This window comes from bacterium (genome assembly GCA_013360215.1).
Taxonomy (GTDB): Bacteria; CLD3; CLD3; order SB21; family SB21; genus JABWCP01.
The window spans coordinates 137,424-156,158 of record JABWCP010000007.1 but is presented as its reverse complement, the minus strand read 5'-3'; the positions used below and the strand labels follow the sequence as shown (position 1 = coordinate 156,158).

16 protein-coding genes are annotated in these 18,735 nt (G+C 46.6%); 5 read left to right on the top strand and 11 right to left on the bottom strand.

Annotated elements, in window-relative coordinates; translation table 11 throughout:
* Positions 1–42: 42 nt before the first annotated feature.
* The 10 genes from HUU58_07040 to thiC all read right to left on the bottom strand — a co-directional run bounded on the left by HUU58_07040 (position 43) and on the right by thiC (position 12,284).
* A complete protein-coding gene (locus HUU58_07040) occupies positions 43–708 on the bottom strand; it encodes an IS3 family transposase (protein NUN45422.1) in 666 nt (221 codons plus the stop codon).
* A gap of 8 nt (positions 709–716) precedes the next feature.
* Positions 717–1,145, bottom strand: coding sequence for a transposase (locus HUU58_07035; protein NUN45421.1), 429 nt, complete (start codon positions 1,143–1,145; stop codon positions 717–719).
* A gap of 103 nt (positions 1,146–1,248) precedes the next feature.
* Positions 1,249–2,124: a hypothetical protein gene (locus HUU58_07030; protein ID NUN45420.1), complete on the bottom strand. Its 876-nt coding sequence runs from the start codon at positions 2,122–2,124 to the stop codon at positions 1,249–1,251.
* A gap of 180 nt (positions 2,125–2,304) precedes the next feature.
* A complete protein-coding gene (locus HUU58_07025; GenBank protein NUN45419.1) occupies positions 2,305–3,099 on the bottom strand; it encodes a hypothetical protein in 795 nt (264 codons plus the stop codon).
* A 98-nt stretch (positions 3,100–3,197) separates the two neighbouring features.
* On the bottom strand, positions 3,198–4,421 hold the full coding sequence (locus tag HUU58_07020) for a hypothetical protein (GenBank protein ID NUN45418.1): 1,224 nt from the start codon (positions 4,419–4,421) through the stop codon (positions 3,198–3,200).
* A gap of 416 nt (positions 4,422–4,837) precedes the next feature.
* On the bottom strand, positions 4,838–5,443 hold the full coding sequence (locus HUU58_07015; protein NUN45417.1) for a tetratricopeptide repeat protein: 606 nt from the start codon (positions 5,441–5,443) through the stop codon (positions 4,838–4,840).
* A gap of 20 nt (positions 5,444–5,463) precedes the next feature.
* Positions 5,464–8,220 (bottom strand): VCBS repeat-containing protein, encoded by a 2,757-nt coding sequence (locus HUU58_07010; protein NUN45416.1) that lies wholly within the window; start codon positions 8,218–8,220, stop codon positions 5,464–5,466.
* 144 nt (positions 8,221–8,364) lie between these two features.
* Positions 8,365–9,099: a response regulator transcription factor gene (locus HUU58_07005; protein ID NUN45415.1), complete on the bottom strand. Its 735-nt coding sequence runs from the start codon at positions 9,097–9,099 to the stop codon at positions 8,365–8,367.
* 5 nt (positions 9,100–9,104) lie between these two features.
* A complete protein-coding gene (locus HUU58_07000; GenBank protein ID NUN45414.1) occupies positions 9,105–10,193 on the bottom strand; it encodes a histidine kinase in 1,089 nt (362 codons plus the stop codon).
* Positions 10,194–10,412: 219 nt separating this feature from the next.
* Positions 10,413–12,284, bottom strand: coding sequence for a phosphomethylpyrimidine synthase ThiC (gene thiC / locus HUU58_06995; protein ID NUN45413.1), 1,872 nt, complete (start codon positions 12,282–12,284; stop codon positions 10,413–10,415).
* Positions 12,285–12,412: 128 nt separating this feature from the next.
* Between thiC and HUU58_06990 the strand changes: the two genes are divergently transcribed.
* Positions 12,413–13,087, top strand: a complete 675-nt coding sequence (locus HUU58_06990; GenBank protein ID NUN45412.1) for a fumarylacetoacetate hydrolase family protein — start codon at positions 12,413–12,415, stop codon at positions 13,085–13,087.
* A 167-nt stretch (positions 13,088–13,254) separates the two neighbouring features.
* Here the strand turns inward: HUU58_06990 and cax are convergent, their stop codons facing one another.
* The gene (cax, locus tag HUU58_06985; protein NUN45411.1) at positions 13,255–14,340 is read right to left on the bottom strand and encodes a calcium/proton exchanger; all 1,086 of its coding nucleotides are present in this window, start codon (positions 14,338–14,340) and stop codon (positions 13,255–13,257) included.
* 615 nt (positions 14,341–14,955) lie between these two features.
* Here cax and HUU58_06980 point away from each other — a divergent pair.
* The 4 genes from HUU58_06980 to HUU58_06965 all read left to right on the top strand — a co-directional run bounded on the left by HUU58_06980 (position 14,956) and on the right by HUU58_06965 (position 18,726).
* Positions 14,956–16,863: a 2-oxoacid:acceptor oxidoreductase subunit alpha gene (locus tag HUU58_06980; GenBank protein NUN45410.1), complete on the top strand. Its 1,908-nt coding sequence runs from the start codon at positions 14,956–14,958 to the stop codon at positions 16,861–16,863.
* A 43-nt stretch (positions 16,864–16,906) separates the two neighbouring features.
* A complete protein-coding gene (locus HUU58_06975; GenBank protein ID NUN45409.1) occupies positions 16,907–17,860 on the top strand; it encodes a 2-oxoglutarate oxidoreductase in 954 nt (317 codons plus the stop codon).
* Positions 17,861–17,940: 80 nt separating this feature from the next.
* Positions 17,941–18,201, top strand: a complete 261-nt coding sequence (locus HUU58_06970) for a hypothetical protein (protein NUN45408.1) — start codon at positions 17,941–17,943, stop codon at positions 18,199–18,201.
* 12 nt (positions 18,202–18,213) lie between these two features.
* Entirely contained in the window at positions 18,214–18,726 is a 513-nt protein-coding gene (locus HUU58_06965; protein NUN45407.1) for a hypothetical protein, read from the top strand.
* Positions 18,727–18,735: the final 9 nt, after the last annotated feature.

Here is an 18,735-nt window from a genome sequence, read left to right as displayed (position 1 = left end):
TGTGTCGTCCTAGAAAAAGTACACAGTTTTTTAGTTAGTGATTTATTCCGTTAAATCGGTGTAGGCATGCCTACACCGATTTTTTGTCCATAAAATTCTGCGATGCTGATTGGCCTTATGCGCTTGATCGGGCGTTTGCATATCCAACGATAAATGAGGGCGTTTGGAATTGTAGATCATAACGCTTTGATCAATCACTTGTTTTGCCGTGTTTCTATCGACAAAGGATTCTTGTAACAAGAACTCCTGTTTGAGGATGCCATTGATTCGTTCAGCGATGGCATTCTCATATGGACTGCCCCTCTCCGTCATACTGATATTTATTCTGTTGATTTTCAATAGCGTAACATAATCCTTGCTGCAGTACTGATACCCTCTATCGGAGTGATGAATAAGCGCTTGATCCGTGTACCGACGCCCTTTTAACGCCATGCGCAATGCCCAGAGCGGGCCTTCTTTGGTTAAATCAGAGCGGAACGCATAGCCCATAATCCTCTTAGAATAAGCGTCCGTTATCAGACTCAAGTATCCAAACCCTTCGTCACTAGCCACATAAGTAATATCACTCACCCATATCTGCTCACTACGGGTTGGTAGCGGGAGTTCGCTGATTAAATTAGGATATTTTCGCATCCAATGACGTGAATCCGTAGTTTGTACATACCGCCGCTTGGCTTGTTTATAGTATGCCGAACGGCTGTAACCCAAAAGACCGGCTATTCGCCCAACGCCGTATCGCCGGCTCGCTTGCTCGCTATAGCTTCGGACAGTTGGGCTAAGTACTTTTTTCGTATGTCGATGCCTAGCTGCGCTTCAGCTATATCTATGGCACGCTGCAAAATCTCCTTATCCTCACGGGCGCGTTCCAAGGCTTTCTCCAATTCCCGAATCCGTTTACCGGGGGGTGCTTTCTTCTGCATAGTTGAACTCCAATCTAATCGTCCGTGTTTACAAAGCCATACATACAGTGTTGATTTGGCTTGAATTCCGTACCTCGCCAAAGCCTCCTTTCGTGTAAGATCGCCTTTTTCTATGGCATCAACAACCTGTAATTTGAACGCTAAACTGTAATCCCGTTGCGTCCCTAAACTGTAATCCCGTTGCGTCCGCTTCACATACAACCTAGACCCTTGTCCTTCTTGCATCTGTTACTCCTCCTGTGGACGTATTGAAGGACGAGACAATGTATATAAAATAAAAAAACCGCAGTGATGATCTGCGGTTTTTTTATTATACGAGGGTAAAATTTTAATGACTACCACCTTTACTATATGCACTTCGTTTCATTCGCGGTGTTTGATTTTGTGTGTTGGAGGCCTTAGAAAATACCTTCACTGATTTTTCGTTGCGAGTATCGCCCCACGCCGCATAGAGCAATGCATTTTCCCATGCGCGGTAAAATCCGTCATATTTGCCGGCACGATCAATGGCTTCAAAAGGCCATAAAGTCACAGCTACTATACGACCATTGGGTTTATTATAAGCCATCAGCACATCGCCATTTTTCCACCAAGCCACAGCCGTTGCATTAGTATGTGCCGAATCATTGGCTGTATGTCGAACAGAATCATAACCGCCACCGTAATGGCAATATATCGTATCCAATCCGCGCGTAAGAGGATGATTAATCCAGGTACCCGTCGAGTCATAATAATAAGCATTGCCATCATTGGCTATGATAGGGTCAATCGTTTCGAGTTTACCCCATCCGACTTCTTCATACCCTCCATCGGAACTTTCCTGCCAATAAAAAGTACCTATTACCAGATTGCCACCATCCATCACATAATCGTGCAACACACCGCCGATCGAATCGGAATATGTTCCGAACGTACCATCTTCATATAAAAGTACAACATCGTATTCTTTTAATTGTGAAAGCGTCGGCACAGAGTCCGGTATGGTCCATGTAGTGAATGTTATGCCGCTCATATAACGAGGATACACCGCAGCAATGGAATCATTTTCAGTACCGTCGTTGGACATAACCAGTACCATCGTCTGATCACCGATATCAGAGTCGGATGCCTTCGGATCGCAACCGGTAAAAACATAGATACTAAAAAAAGCGATCAAACATGATACGAACGTCGCTCGCCCCGTGTGAGCAAATAAATTTATCATGGCCACTCCTTTTGTAATACATGTAATACAGTTGATATAATGCGAACCAATATCAAAATGTACTTTAAACGGCATGAAAGCAAGAGCGTATTCTCTCAAAACGCAGGATACGTAAAAACACGTAGACACACGTTATGACCTCAACATAAGTTCGTCTTGACTAGATTGATCGGATACGCTTTATCGTACTGCACTACTTTCGGTTTGACGTTCCATCAAGTTCGTTTTTGTAGTCTCTATCGGCATATGATCATTTGGACGATCATCCGTAGTTCCCCATGCGGCATATAATAACGCATTTTCCCATATACGGTAAAATTCCGTCCGCGTTACAGCATTGTATTTAAATTCAGCCGGAAAGGCATTCACTGCAACGATTCTCCCGTTAGGTTTATTAAACGCAATAGCCGGATTGCCCGAGCCATAGGAAGCTACCACTTTCGCACCGCTGCGAATACGAAGATTATTTGCATGATAATACGTCACTAGTGTATCAAGACCATTTAATAAATCGTGATTGCCCTCCAAAGACAACGTATCGTAACCATAATAGTTTCCATTACCGATAAAAGGATCGATGGTCTCCAGCTCGCCCCAGTACTGCGTAATCGTCGTATCGCTACGATGGTAATTATAAAACACACCCAAGGTTAAGGCACCGCCATCCATCACATATGCATACAAACTATCGCCGACAGCAACGGAGCGGCTGCTGCCATAATTACTGAATAACAGCACGGCGTCAAATGTTTTCATATAAGCCGGTGAAGGCACGGAATCATTACAATTCCACGTCGTGTATTGAATGCCTTTCGTGTAAGTCGGAAAGGTATTGGCCACTTCTGTAAAATCAACCACAGGCGACATGATCAAAACATTGGTCACATCCGGTATCGTCAGATCGTTAGACTTTTTAGTGTCGCACCCTATCATAAGCGCCATAGTAGAAATCAGAAAAAAATATATCCATTTCATGTATTTAAATCTCCGTCCTCATGTTTTATTAAATATGAAGGAGCTATAGCAACATAGCTCCTTCAAGTTATTCATACGATGTACTCAATCAGTCTCAACTATTTAGAAACCGGCCCCCAAGCGCCATTTTCAAGTTTGGCGGTACCCGTGCTGACGGCGCCTTCATTGGCCATAAAGTTTCCGCCGACATACAATGTTCCTTTAAACATAGCGGAAGCAAATGTACCAACAGCATATTTGCCGATCACGGGATATCCGGTCCAACCATTGCCGTCCCATTTAGCGATGCCCTGAGTTTGTACCGGGCCTTTGGCTTTGGCTTTACCTTTATCTTCTTTGCTGCCTTTTTTCTTATCTTTGCCTTTAGCGGTTTCTTCTTTTGCCGGAGCAGCGGCGGTACCGCCTTTGGCTTCTCCATAAGTGCCCGACACATACACATCCGTTCCGGAGATATGAATTGATTTTACATCACCATCCACACCTTCGCCGAGAGGTTGCCATTTTTGCCCGTCAAACATAGCTACGCGGTTAAGCACCGTACCGTCGCCGGCATTGATAAATTTTCCACCGGCATACACATTTTTCCCGTCATTGGTCATGAATGTCACCGTGCCGTTGATACCTTTATTGCCGACTTCCGTCCATGCTTTACCATCCCATTTAGCCACGGAAGTAGCCGGCTCGTCACCTACAAGCGTAAAAAAACCGCCGGCATAGATTTCATTATTCATCACTGTCAGAGTCAAAACCGTTCTGTCAAATTTGGCCATACCCACATCGCTCCAAGCTTTGCCGTTCCATTTGGCAACACCTTTGGTTTCGATCGTACCGCCGACTTTTTGGAAATTTCCACCGATGATGAGATCATTGCCCAACACGGCCAAGGCATAAATCTGGCGATCTACGGTCTGAGGTGACAGCGCATTCCATTTAGTACCATCCCATCGGGCAATTTTTCCGGCTTCGATATTGACATCGACATAACTAAAATCACCGGCTACATACAAATCGGTACCGATCATGGCCATCGAATATACTACACCGTCCACGCCTTTATTAAGACCGGACCATTTGGTGCCATCCCATTTGACGACGTTATTGACTACGCGGCGATCCATCTTTTCAAATCGTCCGCCGACGTACAATACATCGCCCGCTACAAGCATACAATTAACTTCACCGCTAATCATATCCTCCGGCATAACCAGATTGGGATACGTAGCTTGAATATCCTCTGCGGATGCAGGAACGCTATGGATTCCTGCAAATGCCGATCCACCGAGGACGATCAGCGCGCCAAACGTGAACAGAATTCGTTTCATGTGTTTTTCCTTTCTTGTTATATATGATAATGAGAACCGAACCTACGTGAATAAACGCAAAAAACTCCGCGCAAGCCGACCGGTGAACGTCTTCGCCGGCCAACTTATGGGAGGTACTTGCGCGGTTATGTGATAAAACTTTTGCCCGCTGATAAAGAAAGACGATACAATGCAGAAGTCGACCGAATGAAGCGGTTGTGCAATAATGCAGATATTGTGTTTGGCATACTTGTTCTCCCATAAGTTTGTAAACACGCCACTAACATAAGGTCAAAACAAGTAATTGGGGGACCCCACTTGACGAAAACGGCAATTTGTTTGATGAACAAGGTGTTTTAGGACATAAAAAACGCCCGCTTCAATTGAGGCGGGCGTTCTTGAAAGGTCGGAAAACTATATTACGATGGATACCCTTGTCACCAAAGTATGCTCCGCGGTGTCGCTTCCGTAGTTAGCTTGAGGGACTCTATTTTGGCAGCCAGTTGGGCAATGCCTTCCGCTGTATTGGTATTGGCGATAAACGACGATTGGATCTGTTTGACAGCCAATACACTTTGGCTATACTCACCAAGGAGAAAATGATTTTCCGCTTTAAGCAGGTACAAATCCTTGTAATCAATATTCAAGCCGTAGCTCAAAGACCACTGTGGCTCGGCGGCCAATACGCTAACGATACGCGCGTTGGAAGTTTCGTGATTTTTTTGAACGCCCAATAAAAACGCATATCCGGCCTGCAAATCCGCTCCGGGATTGGCAAGCATGCTGCCATCAGAGAATGCCGCTTCGGAGGCCTCCACGCTATCCGAAAACAGGTATGCCCACCCCAAACCCGCAAAGGCTTCAGGCCGATCGGCATGCATCGCGACAGCTTCTGAAAAATGCTTGATCGCTTCCGCATAAGAACCTTCGTTTAAGGCCGTTGCACCGCGTTCAACCGTTTCACTATACGAAACAGAACTGCCGGAATCTCCGCCGCAGGACAGCACCCATAGCGTAAGAAAGCATAAAATATATTTTTTCATAACGTCTCCGGTAATTTGGGTTATTTGATCAACATCATTTTTCGAGAAACGATTCGGCCGGCTGCTTCCAGACGATATACATAGATTCCGGAGGCAACGCCCAATCCGGCATCATTACGCCCGTCCCAGACAACCCCGTACGAACCGGATGAACGGTAGTCTTCGATGAGCGTTCTCACTTTTTGACCCAGCAAATTAAATACAGTAAGCCGGACGTTCGACGCCTCCGGAACAGCAAATCGGATATGCGTAGAAGGGTTAAATGGATTCGGATAATTTTGTTCAAGCTGCAAATCTTCCGGTATGATAGCCGATGGGGTATCGTAGTTTACAAATAAAATTTTGAATTGACCTGCCTCGGAAATTTCTGTTGAAACGATATGTGTGCGTTCATTATAGATCGAAGGCCGAACTACCCATTGAACACCGTCCCAACGTGAAATCACCGGACGCATTCCCGCCGGCATTTGGCTCATATCAGCAACATATTCAAATCGGGTATGCGGCGGCAATGATTTTGCCTGATAGTTATATACTATTTCGTCGGCAGCTTCTTCGATCGTAGCCAAAATCCAATCCAAACCATAGGATTGCCCCGCGGGTACAGTCAGATGTGAACGTTCGTCCGGTGAAAATGCAATCTGAGTTTGGCCGACTTTTGCAAGCGATGCTGTAAAGCTTCGGCTAATCGTAGTATCAAACAACTGATAGGTACGAATGCCCGCCGATAACGTGTACGTACCGTTGGTCTGCAGTTTATACGATGTTTTGAAAATACGCGCCGACTCCGAAATAGCCTGCAATGAAAGCGATACGTCGCCGGATCCGCCGGGTATCTGTATTTGAAGCGATGGTGCGGTATCCAGATCTAGTGTGCTCACCACGATAATATCCGCATACGATGACAGTACCGGATTCTGAAATACGGACACTGTCACAGCCGGTCGGAGTATGGGTTCGGCGACATCCTCGATTGTTATGGTCAGCGTGTCATAGAGAGTTACGACATCGTCGGTAGCACGTACGGCGATTTTGACCGAACCGAAAAAATCTTTTACGCTATTACATATCAGGCTGTCGCCGGTTAGGCTCACCGTAATCCCCGATGTAATCGCGGATACCGAAAACTTGAGATCGGTATAATCGGGATCGTAAAAATAATCCGTGAGTGAAATAAAAGATATACGCCCAAAGTCTTCTAACACCGTAGTATCACGAAGCGTTTGCGATTGAATCGGTTCCGTATTATAAGAAAAGCCTAACGTCCCATAACCGGTATTTTCCGTCAACACGTAAATACTATCCGAAGACAAGCCGGTATAAATATCCACATCCCCGCGCGGCCAGGTAATTTCTACCGAATCAATTGTCGTCGCATTATGCAATCCAAAATGGGCTATCTGTGACTGCCCGCAATAACCGCTCTGACCTTCGACGACGCGTGTTTGCCACCGGCCTTGACCACCGATAACCGCTTTTACGCGGATGATAGTTCCTATTGCACTGCGATTGGACATCGTGCCAACACATCGAAATTGTACGCTGTGATAACCGGTCGTATTATCATTGCGGTACAACGCGTTATTCTGATCTTCGCCCGCTGTTTTGGCAACAAACAAATCCAAATCACCGTCTCTATCATAATCGCCCCATGCGCAACCGTAGCCGTCACCCTGATCCGTTACGATACTGCCTGTCGTAATTTTTTGAAAAGAAAGAGAACCGTTTTCGATCAGCATGTTCTTGAATAAAAAATCGACGGATGGTGTCCCGGCGTAAGAATTCGTAATATACACATCGAGATCACCATCATTATCAAAGTCACCCAGTGCGCTGCCCATGGACGAGCCGCCGCTGTTTACGAGATCACCGGTTGTGACTTTGGTAAAGGTATGATCGTTATTCTGAAGATACAAAAACTCATGTTCTCCGATGCCGTTGACAACTAATACGTCAAGGTTTCCATCATTGTTTAAATCTCCCCAACTGGCACTCATGGAACTTCCTCCATCCGACACAATAGGTACCCCAATCACTTTCAAAAAGCTTTCTGTGCCGTTTTCGATCAACGTATTTTTATACAGTGCGTTATCCTGCCCATTCTCATTAACTACAAATAAATCCTGATCTCCGTCCCGGTCATAATCAATCCAGTTAGCGCCCCGAGTAAATGTGACATCGGTAACCGGTGAGCCTGTCGTAATTTTTGTAAATGTTTTATTGCCGTTATTCTTGTACAGAAAATTAGCCTGCGCGAGACCGGCATTGCCGCTATTGGTTACGTACAAATCCAGATACCCGTCATTATTATAGTCGCCCCATACACATGTCTCCGATAAGCCGCCATCGGTCACCGGAGCACCGGTCGTAACAGCTGAATAGCGGAAATACGGGGCACCTCCATTTTCATAAAACATATTATTTTCATTGTACCAGTTGACCACAAAAACATCTTCATCACCGTCGTTGTCATAGTCGCCGAAGCTCGCCCCGTCGGATTGCCCGAAGTCTGTAACCACAGGACCACGGATAATTTTACTGAAGCCGTAGTTTCCTGAAGCACCGAGATTGCGATACAAAAAGTCCGATGTTCCCTTAGCGCCGCCACTGTTACTGACAAATAAATCCAAGTACCCGTCATTGTTATAATCAAACCAGTTTACACTGCGCGAAGCGCCGCCGTCGCTAACGGCCGGCCCGGTAGTAATTTTGGTAAATTGCTGAGCCGTGACCGATACAAATACCGTTGAAATCCATAGTAACAACCATCGTTTCATACGCGTCTCCTATTATATCTATTCATGGCCAACCTACGCGATGAAACCGCGCCGTCCTATCCAAACGCGATAATACGTTAGAAAAACAGGTTGAACCGTGAGGATCCTGCGATGAGAAATTGAAAGGTCAGGTTGGTTCGGAGATCAACCGTTGAGGCAGTGTAATACTTTTTCGTGGTAAGTACGGCTTAGCGAAAGTGACGTACCGTCGTCTAATTTGATTTTATAATCACCGTTAAACATCGGTTGGAGCTCTTTGATCAGGCTGACCCGAACAATGACGGATCGGTGGATACGTTGAAAAACGGAAGGGTCAAGAAGCGTTTCAAACCCACTCATCGTGCTTCGCATCAGTTGTTTTTGCGATCGGGTATGGATTTGCACATAGTCACCCTGCGCTTCCACCCAGCGAATATCGTCAGTTTTTATCACGTCCATTTTTCCGGTGGAGCGAATGAGTATTTGTGAAGGATACTTTTGTTGAACCATCGTCATCGCACCGACCATGGCCGGTACATTCGGTATTTTCAGCTGGCGAATGCGTTTCAAACACGCCGCAAACCGCTCCGGATGGATAGGCTTGAGCACATAGTCCATAGCATGCACATCAAAGGCATTGAGTGCATGCATGCTGTAGGCCGTTACAAATACCGTCATCGGCATGCGTTCGATACCGATCTGGCGAACAATACCAAATCCGTCCAAACCGGGCATTTGAATGTCCAAAAAAACGAGATCCGGATTTTGCTCGGTTATCTGACGCACCGCTTCGTGGCCGTCGCCTGCTTCACCGATAATGTGCATGTCCGATTCGTTACGCAGGAGATCTTTGATGGCTTGACGCCCGGGCATCTCGTCATCTACGATGAGTACGCGCATAGATATTATCCTTGGTTCCCGTCGGAGGTGCGCCACGGCATCCTGATCGTAACGTGCGCACCGTGTGCATGCACCGCCAGTTCACACTTAGCCTTCTCACCGTACAATTGCCGGAGACGTTCACGGATATTGGTAAGACCGATGCCCAGTCCCGGTGTTTGTTCCGGATTGGCCGTAGCTTCAAAGCTATTATTTATGTCCAAACACAACGTATCCCCATCACGCCATGATTTCAACTCAATCGTATGGGCGCCGGGAACTTTCGACACACCGTGCGTCACGGCATTTTCCAGCAAAGGCTGTAACATCATCGTCGGAACCAACACCCCGTGCATCGCGGAATCTACGGTACATTTATAAGTCAGACGATCGCCGAAACGGGTTGTCTGGATAGCCATATACACTTGCGAAAAATCTAATTCACGTTGAAGTGTTACTTCGGTTAACTGATCCGATTCCAGCGACATGCGAAGCAATTCTCCCAGTCGGCCAAGCGTCAGTTTTGCATCCGCAGGACGAACGTCAATAAGTCCGGAAATCGTATTTAGCGTATTAAAAAGAAAATGCGGCTGCAGTTGACTTTGTAAAACCTGCAAACGGATCTGTGATAATCGTTCGCGCAAAGCGGCGGCATCCAGTTGCTCACGCTGTAGGTTGACATGATAAATCCACGTATGCACAACAAAGATCATGGATACGTAAATGAAAAAACCGAGTTCAAAAGAACCGATCACCGAGCGGTACCAACGTTCCCAAGGAAAACCCTGTGTCGTTTCACTGTATGCAACCAGCAAAAAAGCATCATACAATCCCTTTTGAGAAAAGGCGATGACTAAACCGGCCATTAAAAAAACGGGTAACCGACGTTGCCAGTTGCTCCGAAGAATCGGCCAGTGCAAAATCCATCGAATGACGGGAACGCTAAACAACGCCCATAGGAAAAAAAAGCCTATATCGTTGATAAGTAACGGTAGCAAATCACCGGGACGACCGATGGTGACGCGATAATGGTAGGATTGTATGCTGTAGAGCAAACCCAAAAGCAACCAAGCCGCGGCTACTATGATCCAGAATTTGCGATCGGGTTTATTCATGGGTATTAAAATGATCGTGCCGACTTTTGGAATAATGCCGGTATATATTAACGACTGTTAGAGATTTTGTAACACATGTTGTTATACTCTTAAATCTCAACAGCATGCCTAGGAACTCGGTTTAAACTACAAAATTTATACCGTGATTACTTCACGCCCAACGTATCGTTTCATACGCATTTTAGAAGCCGCCGTTTTTTATTCAGGCCGCTAGCCGTGTTATACTTCAACGTATATTTTGGATCCGGTTTTTTTGAATTCTTCAGCTTTTTCACGCATACCGACTTCTAGCGCTTTGGTTTCATCCGTCTTAATGGATTCAGCATAATCGCGTACGTCCTGAGTGATTTTCATGCTGCAAAAATGCGGGCCGCACATACTGCAAAAATGCGCCACTTTGGCGCCTTCCGCCGGCAACGTTTCATCATGAAATTCCCGCGCGGTATCCGGATCCAGCGACAGATTAAACTGATCTTCCCAACGAAATTCAAACCGCGCTTTCGACAGCGCGTTATCGCGAATTTGCGCTCCGGGATGGCCTTTGGCCAAATCGGCGGCATGCGCAGCGATTTTATAAGTGATCACGCCGTCTTTGACGTCATCGCGGTTGGGCAATCCCAAATGTTCCTTGGGTGTGACGTAACACAGCATGGCGCAACCGTACCATCCGATCATCGCTGCACCGATACCCGACGTGATATGATCGTAACCCGGCGCGATGTCCGTCGTCAGCGGCCCCAGCGTATAAAACGGCGCTTCACCGCACACTTCAAGTTGTTTGGTCATGTTGACCTGCACCATGTGCATCGGGATATGGCCCGGCCCTTCGATCATTGTCTGCACATCATGTTTCCATGCGATTTTCGTAAGCTCGCCGAGCGTTTCCAATTCCCCGAACTGCGCATCGTCATTGGCATCGGCGATGGAACCCGGACGCAAACCGTCACCCAAACTAAAACTCACGTCATAGGCCTTCATGATCTCACAGATTTCTTCGAAATGCGTGTACAAAAAATTTTCTTTATGATGCGCGAGACACCACTTAGCCAATATCGAACCGCCGCGTGACACGATACCCGTCACACGTTTGGCTGTGAGGGGCACATACCGCAATAAAACACCGGCATGAATCGTAAAATAATCCACGCCTTGTTCGGCTTGTTCGATCAGCGTGTCGCGGTAAATTTCCCAGGTAAGTTCCTCCGCTTTACCGCCGACTTTTTCGAGCGCCTGATAGATCGGCACGGTACCGATAGGTACGGGTGCATTCCGGAGTATCCATTCGCGCGTTTCATGTATATTTTTTCCGGTGGAAAGATCCATCACCGTATCCGCACCCCAACGGATCGCCCAAATCATTTTTTCCACTTCTTCTTCAATGCTCGAGGCCACAGCCGAATTACCGATATTGGCATTGATCTTGACCAAAAAATTACGACCTATGATCATAGGTTCGATCTCGGGGTGATTGATATTGGCCGGAATAATCGCCCGTCCGCGCGCCACTTCGCTGCGCACAAACTCCGGGGTAATCACCGGCGGAATCGAAGCGCCAAAATGTTCGCCGGGATGTTGTTTCGCATATTCTGCTATCGCCGACTCCCGTTTTTGATTTTCACGAATAGCGATGTATTCCATTTCCGGAGTGATGATGCCTTTTTTCGCGTAATGCATTTGCGATACATTGCTTCCGGGTTTGGCTTTGAGCACTTTGCGTGTACGTTTGAAACGAATGGCATCCAGCGATGGATCGTTTTCACGTTGACGCCCGTACTGTGAGGAAATCCCCTCCAATGCCTGCACTTCGCGCGTCTGTATCCACGGGGAACGCACGCCGGCCAAACCTTTATAGATATCCACCTGCGCATCCGGATCGGTGTACGGTCCGCTGGTATCATATACGGTCACCTGCTCGGTTGAACTCCCGTTACTCTTCACACCATGCGCGCCGCGGCTATTGATCTGTATTTCGCGCATCGGCACGTACACACCCGGTAAACTTCCTTCGACATAGATTTTTTTGGAAGCCGGAAACGGATCGCGTGTTATTTTGCTCTGAGCGTTGGGGATTTTGACATTGTTATTGGACATAGGTTCTCCTGTATGTACGGAAAAATTTTTCAATATTTAGACAGACGGTGCGATTAGAAATTATCTCTTCCTGATCGCGTAAAAACTTACTAAGTTATTGCACACAATTCAAGCCCAAGGAAAATATCATGGCACATGTCACTATGCACACATCGGGAGAAAAAATACCCGTTTCAAAAATTTTATGCGTCGGCCAAAACTACCGCGAACACATCATCGAATTGACGCCGGCGGGCAAAGAACCCGATTTTCCTACCGAACCGGTGATTTTTATGAAACCGCCTTCCGCGCTGATATACGACGGCGGTACGATCCTACGTCCGTCCGTTTCCAACGATATGCATCATGAGGTCGAACTCATCATCGTGATCGGAAAAACCGGAAAACAAATATCACCGGCCGATGCAATGCATCACGTACTCGGTTACGCTGTCGGACTAGACATGACATTGCGCGATCTGCAAAGCGAAGCCAAGAGAAAAGGACGGCCCTGGACGATCGCTAAAGGCTTTGACACCTCGGCGTGCATTTCTCAGGTTATGCCTAAAGAACAGACCGGAAATATCATGCAGCAAGATATCAAACTTCTTGTCAACGGTACGATCCGTCAAAACGGCAATACATCGGATATGATATTTGATATCGCCGCTATCGTAAGTTACGTTTCACAATTTTTTACACTGGAGCGCGGCGATCTGATCTATACGGGAACGCCGAAAGGCGTCGGTCCGGTCGTGACAGGCGATCAACTTCACGCCATACTCGGAAATGATTTATTGACCGTACACGCGAAAGTGGGATAATCCACCGCTGATAAATTTTCTAAGAGTCTGTCATTTCTAAGTCGTTGCGTAATCCCGCCGAAATGACCGATAACTGTTTTATCGCGATGCGTAAAAAAAATAAGGACGTCTCGGCGTATCGTGTTAAACACAACGCTCGACGTCCTCCAAAATTATCCTAGGTTTTTTTAATGCGCGGGCAAATAATAAAACGCGATACCTAATATCACATACACCGCCAAAAGTTGAACGCCTTCCATCCAGTTGGACTCACCGTCTATTGTCACCAAAGCCAGTACGGCAACCGATAACGCTACCGCCAGAACTTCGAATGTCGTAAAAATCAAATCCATCGGTTGACCAAAAAAATAGCTCGCAAACACCAGTACCGGGGCAACGAATAACGCAATCTGAATACTTGATCCGATAGCAATATTCATCGCAAGATCCATTTGATTTTTAGCCGACACTAAAATAGCCGTACTGTGTTCTGCCGCATTACCGATGATCGCCACTAAAATCACACCGACAAAAACATCCGTCATGCCGAAGGTTTTAGCCGTATGTTCGACGGCGCCCACAAGGAATTCACTCATCAGGGCTACGAATGCCGTTGCAGCCAGCAGAACGCCGATCGCTTTGTTTTTTGACCAAATAGGACCGTCATGTTCATGCGGCACCTCGGCGCTGTCGCCGGCGTACAAATGTTTGTGCGTGCGCAGTGAAAAAATCAAACTCAAAATATAAATCACAAAAAGTACGATGGCGATTTCCAGACTCAATTCCTGTTCATGTGCATCGGGATGACCTTTGACGAGCATATGAAAAATGGCCGGTACTACCAGCGCAATTGCACTCAGGGCCAAAAGCGTAGCGCCGTTACTGGAAGCGGTACGATTAAACGTTTGTTTGTCAAATTTAAGCCCGCCCACTGTAATACTCAAACCGAGCACAAGCAAAATATTTCCAATAATGGATCCCGTCAGCGACGCTTTGACTACATCGTGCAAACCAGCTTTGAGTGCAAAAAGCGCGATGATCAATTCCGCCGCATTGCCAAACGTCGCATTGAGCAGGCCACCCAACCCGGCGCCGAGACTATGCGAAAGATGCTCCGTGGCTTTTCCCATAAGACCCGCCAAAGGAATAATCGCTCCGCACGCTGACACAAAAATCCAAACCGGATCGGCATGCATCACTTCCAATACAATACTGATCGGCACAAAAACCAACAATAGCATCAACGGTTCGATTTTAAATTTTCCGACGCTCATTGGATGGGACTCCTTTTATTATTTTACGGACGTATTTTTTCAACTATATAAAGTAATCGTACAGGCAGGTGCGTTTATTTAATTAAATAAACGAGACAAAAGCAAGACCCGCCAAAGAATGGATAAAGTGTTTTTGGCGTGGGCGTATTCTTAGCGCATCTGACGTCTTGATGTGTACATGTTTTTGTACAACGCCGCAATAACCATATTTCGATTGTACTCTGGGTACTTGGCGTCTTGGCGAGAATATGTATTCTGTTACTATAAGCGTCTCAACTCGGCGCACGCTATCAGATATCAAGTAGGAGCAAAGCGACGTACCGAAGTGTCTTGTACCTACCGAAATAATTATCAGTAATAACCTCTCGCAAAGCCGCAAAGAGAAATCTAAACTATGTTTTTGGAACTCCAATATTCGCATCATTGGTTATGGGTATTTTTTTCCATTATACGCGGTTCATCCCTTCTTTCTATTGATACTTCGCCTTATAAAGGTCATGCTGATTCAAGACTAATGTCATTGTTTCATGAGAATTCCGAAACGACATTTATCCTGACAAAAGTAATGATATAGTCTTTTTAAGTCCTTTATTAACCGATATCAACGAGGAAATCATGAAAGAATCCACTTCTTCCGGGGGAAATCATGCCTCAGTCCAAAAAACCTTAATTCACGAACATATTGTAGAAATTGTCAGCGATTCCGGTGAAGGCGCACAAAAGGCCGGTCAATCGCTCGGTATGCTGTCCGCCAAAATGGGCAATGGGGTTTGGACCGTCGAGATCATTCCCGCCGAAATCCAACCGCCGGCACGTTCCAAAGCCGGTGCGTCGGGTATTCGTATCCGCATTGGCTCCAAAAAAATAACCAATATGGGCGACGAAGCCGACCTGGTCGTTGCGTTGAATGAACAGGTGCTTTATGGGCGCATTGATCAAAAAGCGTTTCGCCCGGGTACAAAAATCCTTCTGGATAACAAGTGGGCCAAACATGATGTCAAAAAAATACAGGACGAATATACCGAAGGTCTCAACGATCTGAAATCGCGCGGATATGACGTGATCGAGATACCGATCGAACAAGAATCCATGAAGCATATCGCTGATCCGCGCAAGGGCAAAAACATGTGGGTTTTCGGCATGTTGTGCTGCATCTATCAGCGCGATACGGCCAAAGCCGAAAATCAGATTCGTCATACTTTCCGCAAAAAAAAGCAAGACGTCGTGGACGTCAACCTCAAACTGTTCCGTGCGGGATACGCCTGGGCCGAACAAAATCTCAAATTTCAATATGACATACCGGCGATGGCGACCGATGAACAATTTGTCGTGATGAATGGTAATGAAGCGATCAGTCTCGGCACATTGGCCGCAGGCATCGAATTGTGTTCCATGTATCCCATCACCCCGGCGACATCGGCATCGCATCATTTGGCTGAATGTTTTGAAGCAGCGGGCGGGCTGATCCATCAAGCGGAAGATGAAATCGCCGCAATCGGTTTTGCCATCGGCGCATCGTATGCCGGTAAAACGGCCATCACGATCACCTCCGGACCCGGCATGGCGCTCAAAACCGAATTCATCGGCCTTGCGGTCATGGCGGAAGTTCCCCTCGTGATCGTCAATGTCCAGCGCGGCGGACCTTCGACCGGTTTACCGACCAAAGTCGAACAAGGTGATTTACTCTATGCGCTATACGGCCAACCCGGCGATGCCCCAAAAATAGTTTTAGCCGCTGCAACGATCGAAGAATGTTTTCACTTCGTCATTCTCGCCCGGCGTCTTGCGGAGGCTTTCCGCATGCCGGTCATTTTGCTCAGCGATGCCAATCTCGCAACCGGCGTACAGCCGTACCCGCGTCCGCAAATCAATCAGGAATGGTTTGCTCCGCCGATTGATCAAAGCCCGTGGCGCGAAGGCGTTCCGGCGTTTGATTGGGATGAAGAAACTGGCCTCAGCCGCCGCCCGATACCCGGCCAGAAAAACGGGATGTACACTCTCACCGGATTGGCTCATGACCAGCGCAGCAAAGTCGCGTACGAAGCGGCAACCAATCAGGTCGGTTGCGATATGCGCAGCCGTAAGCTGGCCGCATTTCTCCAATCACTCAAACCGCCGGTCGTCAACGGCGATCCCGAAGGTGATCTGCTGATCGTCGGCTGGGGTTCGACCCTCGGTGCGATCGAAGAAGCCGTCCATCGTGCCCGTGCATTGGGCGGTCGCGTATCGTCTCTGCATCTGCGTTTCCTCTCGCCGATAGAACCGGGTCTCAAAGATATTTTCAAACGGTTCAAAAAAGTCATGACGGTGGAAATCAACTATTCGGATAATCTGAATGATCCGCTGATCACGCCGGAAAACCGCCGGATGTCGCAACTGGCCTGGTACTTGCGCGCTCACACATTGACCGATGTGGATTGTTTCTCCAATGTGCACGGCCAACCGATACGTCCGGGCATGATCTTGGATATGATCAAAAAGGAATTATCCCTGGTCGAAAACGACGAACCGGTTATGGCCTGACCATGTCAACTATAATAATAAAATCATATAAAGGAGCACTCCCGTGTTTGGATTAAAATCCGATTGCGTCCTCGATATACCTGAGGATTATTACACGTTAGCCGACTATGAAAGCGCAACGGCACGCTGGTGTCCGGGATGCGGCGATCACGGCATTTTGACCGCTGTACAAAGACTGTGCAGCGAAAAACAATTACCGCCCGAAAAAACAGTATTTGTGTCCGGCATCGGCTGTTCGAGCCGTCTGCCGCATTATATGAAAACCTACGGATTTCACGGTTTGCACGGCCGTGCACTTCCCGTAGCCAATGGTATCAAATTTCGCCGTCCGGATCTGCATGTGTTTGTCGCCACCGGCGACGGCGATTGTTGCTCCATCGGTACGGCGCATTGGATTCACGCCATTCGCTATAATATGAATATCACCGTGCTGCTTCTGGACAACGAAATTTATGGATTGACCAAAGGACAAGCTTCACCGACTTCCAATAAAGGTACAGTTTCCAATACCTCACCGCGCGGATCGCAATTACCTCCGATCAATCCGATACAAACCACGCTCGGCGTCTCCAATGTTTCCTTCGTCGCACAGACGGTAGATTGGAATCCGGCGCATCTGTACGCTACGATCGAAGCCGGTTACAATCATCCCGGTTTGTCGTTTATCCGCGTTTTACAACGTTGCCCGGTTTTCCAAAAAGATCTTTTTCAGACAACCATGAGCAGTCCCGATGCGATCACACTTTTGACGCATAAAAACGGAATTCAAGTTGACCCCGCGATCACAAAAATATATAAAAACGTGGTCGAGCATGATCCGTCGGATATCAATCAGGCCAGAACTTTGGCGGGCAATCATGACCGCGAAGTGATCGGCCTTTTGTATCAGAATAAGAACGCCGAACGGTATGATGATTACGGTGCGCACAATCTCGGCATTTCACCGGAGGACAAAATGCGCGCGATCCACAAGGAATTAGACAAATTTGCGGTGTAAATGAAATGTTATTTCAAATTCTTCAGTTAGAATATATTTGATTCGATATAAATAGCGTAAGAAAATTTGGAGTAAATTTTATGATGACGTATAAAGGTTTTATGCTATGTTTTTTTGTTTTGCTTTCATTTTTGTTCGTATTTTCACCAAACTTCTCATGTACAGAAGAAGATTGTTTGGATTGTGGGGGCTTTCCAGATAGCACTGCTGAATCAGCAAGAGTAGAGAACTTAGATTGGTATCACGTACCTCCCAATGAGCAAAATCAAACCTCGGCCAAAGCGCTACAACGAGATATGAAATGGAGTAATACAAAAAAAACCGAATCAATCAACCAATAGAAAAGGGGGAAAATGAAAACGCTAATTCTTTTCTTATTTTCTTATGCGATTATTTCATGTAATCATAAAGATGAACCGGAACCCTATTCAGGTCCTAGTGTGTTTGAAACCGGGAGCCTACAAATAAACTGCAATGTCGATAGCATTAAAGTTGGCGACACAATTACAGTTAAAACGCGCATCAAGCCCGCTTTTGATGGAAAAGGAATAATTATGCTTTCAGCAGGAAGTATTATTATTACTTCCCCGTTCTTAGATACTTTGGGTTCCGACTCTGTAAGTCATATTACGTACGGAGAAGTTGTCTTTGAAAAGGATTCTGTATATGAACAGATGTGGAAAATCATAGACCTAGGCGATGCTACCAATTTACGAATCTTGGCATGTTTTCTATTCCGAATGGATTCGCTGTATGTTATAGACAGTCTGCAATACTATCTCGTCAATTCGGTGGAAACCCGTTCAAAGTTTGGACCTGTCGATGACGGAGTGCCTAGTGATTGTCTTGTTAAACCATATAAATAGGATTAAGGA